Here is a 2,901-nt window from a genome sequence, read left to right on the forward strand (position 1 = left end):
TCGGCCTCATGGCAGACGACTACCTCGTACGTATCGGCAAGCTCATCCGTGACGCCCGGCAACATCGGGGCTGGACACAGACGCAGCTTGCCGAGGCGCTCGGCACCAGTCAGAGCGCCGTCAATCGCATCGAGCGCGGCAATCAAAACATCAGCCTTGAGATGATCGCTCGAATCGGTGAAGCCCTGGACAGCGAGATCGTCTCTCTGGGCTACGCCGGTCCGATGCATCTGAGGGTGGTCGGCGGACGCCGGCTGTCCGGCGCGATCGATGTGAAGACCAGCAAGAACGCGTGCGTGGCACTGCTGTGCGCCTCGCTCCTCAACAAGGGGCGCACAGTGCTGCGCCGGGTCGCGCGGATCGAGGAGGTGTACCGCCTTCTGGAGGTACTCGGCTCGATCGGCGTCCGCACCCGCTGGATCAACGACGGCGTCGACCTGGAGATCGTCCCCCCGGCCGAGCTGGAGATGGAGTCGATCGACGCCGAGGCGGCCCGCCGCACCCGCTCGATCATCATGTTCCTCGGCCCGCTGCTGCACCGCATGGACAGCTTCAAGCTGCCGTACGCGGGCGGTTGCGACCTCGGGACGCGCACGATCGAGCCGCACATGATCGCGCTGCGCCGCTTCGGTCTCGACATCGCCGCGACCGAGGGTCTCTACCACGCGCGGATCGACCGGTCCGTCTCCCCCGACCGCCCGATCGTGCTGACCGAGCGCGGCGACACGGTCACCGAGAACGCGCTGCTGGCCGCCGCCCGGCACGCCGGTGTCACGGTCATCCGCAACGCGTCCTCCAACTACATGGTCCAGGACCTGTGCTTCTTCCTGGAGGCGCTGGGCGTCGAGGTCGAGGGCATCGGCACCACCACCCTCACCGTGCACGGCGTGCCGACCATCGACGTCGACGTGGACTACTCCCCCTCCGAGGACCCGGTCGAGGCGATGAGCCTGCTGGCCGCCGCCGTCGTCACCGAGTCGGAGCTGACGGTCCGCCGGGTGCCCATCGAGTTCCTGGAGATCGAGCTCGCGGTCCTGGAGGAGATGGGCCTCGACCACGACCGCACCCCGGAGTACGTCGCGGACAACGGCCGTACGCGCCTGGTGGACCTGACGGTCCGGCCCTCCAAGCTGGAGGCGCCGATCGACAAGATCCACCCGATGCCGTTCCCCGGCCTGAACATCGACAACGTGCCGTTCTTCGCGGCCATCGCGGCGGTCGCGCAGGGACAGACCCTCATCCACGACTGGGTCTACGACAACCGCGCGATCTATCTCACCGACCTCAACCGCCTCGGTGGCAGGCTCCAACTCCTGGACCCGCACCGGGTGTTGGTCGAGGGCCCGACCCGCTGGCGTGCCGCCGAGATGATGTGCCCGCCGGCGCTGCGGCCCGCGGTGGTCGTCCTGCTCGCGATGATGGCGGCGGAGGGCACGTCCGTCCTGCGCAACGTGTATGTCATCAACCGCGGTTACGAGGATCTGGCGGAGCGGCTCAACTCGGTCGGGGCGCAGATCGAGATCTTCCGCGACATCTAGGACACCTCGCGGACGCCTGGGGTGCCGCCGTGCCTCACGGGTGCGGCGGCACCGCCGTGTTCAGCGGGTGCTCCACTTCTGGTTGTCCTGGCCGTTGCAGTCCCAGAGCTGGATCCGGGTGCCGTTGGCGGTCTTCTGGTCCTTGACGTCCACGCACTTGTTGGACTGCGGATTGACCAGGTCGTTGCTGGAGTTGAGGCGGAACTGCTGGGCCGGGTTGCCGCTGCACACCGCGATCTGGATCACCGCGCCGTTCGCCGACGAGCCCCAGGCGACGTCCATGCACAGGCCCATCGAGCGGATCGTGCCGTCCGAACGGAAGTCCCACTTCTGCCAGTTCTTGCCGGTGCAGCTGTTGATCTGCAGCGGCGAACCGTCGGCGCCCTTGTGACCCACCATCTCGATGCACTTGTTGGAGGCGTGGCTGTAGATGGTGGTGCCGGGGGCGCTGATCACCGTCTTGGTGGCCGTGACCTTGGGCGTGGTGGACTTCTTCGTCGAACTCTTCCCGGAGGACGCCTTCTTGGGGGCCTCGGCGGAACTGCCCGCGATGACCCCGGCACCGGAACCGGCGCCGGCCGCCGCCGCTCCCGCGCCGTGCTTCACCGCCTTGTTCTTGCCGCCCGACGGGTGCGAGGGGGTCGGCTTCGGCGAGGTCGGTTCCGGGGTGGCCGAACCGTAGGCGCCCGCGCCGCTGTCCGTCGTCGCCCCGTTCAGCACCGTCCCGGCGTCCGCGACCTGGTCCGACGGCTTGCTGTCCGAACTCGACTTGCCGAGCAGCCCCGACACCAGGAACGGCACCCCGATCAGCAGCGCACCGGCTATCGCGGCGCCGGCGAGGAGACCTCGGGAGGGACGGCCGAAGGCAGGAGCGGCGGTGGCCGTGTCCTCACCGGTTCCCGAACCCGCTCCAACCCCCGCTCCGGACTCGGCTGTTGCCGCTCCGGCGAGGGCTCCGGCGGCGGGGTCCGGGTCGGGGTCGGCGTGGCCCTGGGCCCGGGTGCCGGCGGCTGCTTCGGAGGTGGTGCCCCCGTCGGCGCCACCCCCGGTGCCCGCACGGGCGCTCGCATCGGTTCCTACGGCGGTTTCCGCGCCCGGGAGTTGCGCCGCCGCCGCCGCAGGCTGCGCGGGAGGCGTCAGCACCGCTTCCGCCTGCGCCGCGGTCTCCGGAGTGCCGGTGGCGGCAGTGCTGGCGCTCTCCGACTCACCGCTCGTGGCCGGGAGTTCGGTGGTCTCGGGGGTACCGCTCGCGGTGGTGTCCGGGGCCGGAGTGGGCTCCGCCCCGCCCGTCGCTGCCTGGTGCTGCGGGCTGTTCTTGCCGGACATGCTGGTCCTTCCAGAAAGGGGATCGGGTGACGACCGG

2 protein-coding genes are annotated in these 2,901 nt (G+C 69.8%); one reads left to right on the forward strand and one right to left on the reverse strand.

Going from position 1 to position 2,901, the window contains the following annotated elements; genetic code table 11:
* Nucleotides 1-8 precede the first annotated feature (8 nt).
* Entirely contained in the window at nucleotides 9-1,538 is a 1,530-nt protein-coding gene (locus ACIRB1_RS06580) for a UDP-N-acetylglucosamine 1-carboxyvinyltransferase (RefSeq protein ID WP_352177956.1), read from the forward strand.
* A gap of 60 nt (nucleotides 1,539-1,598) precedes the next feature.
* On the opposite strand, the gene ACIRB1_RS06585 is transcribed toward ACIRB1_RS06580, so the two are convergent.
* Nucleotides 1,599-2,864: a ricin-type beta-trefoil lectin domain protein gene (locus ACIRB1_RS06585; protein ID WP_403464765.1), complete on the reverse strand. Its 1,266-nt coding sequence runs from the start codon at nucleotides 2,862-2,864 to the stop codon at nucleotides 1,599-1,601.
* Nucleotides 2,865-2,901: the final 37 nt, after the last annotated feature.

This window comes from Streptomyces sp. NPDC096013 (assembly GCF_044763565.1).
Taxonomy (GTDB): domain Bacteria; phylum Actinomycetota; class Actinomycetes; order Streptomycetales; family Streptomycetaceae; genus Streptomyces.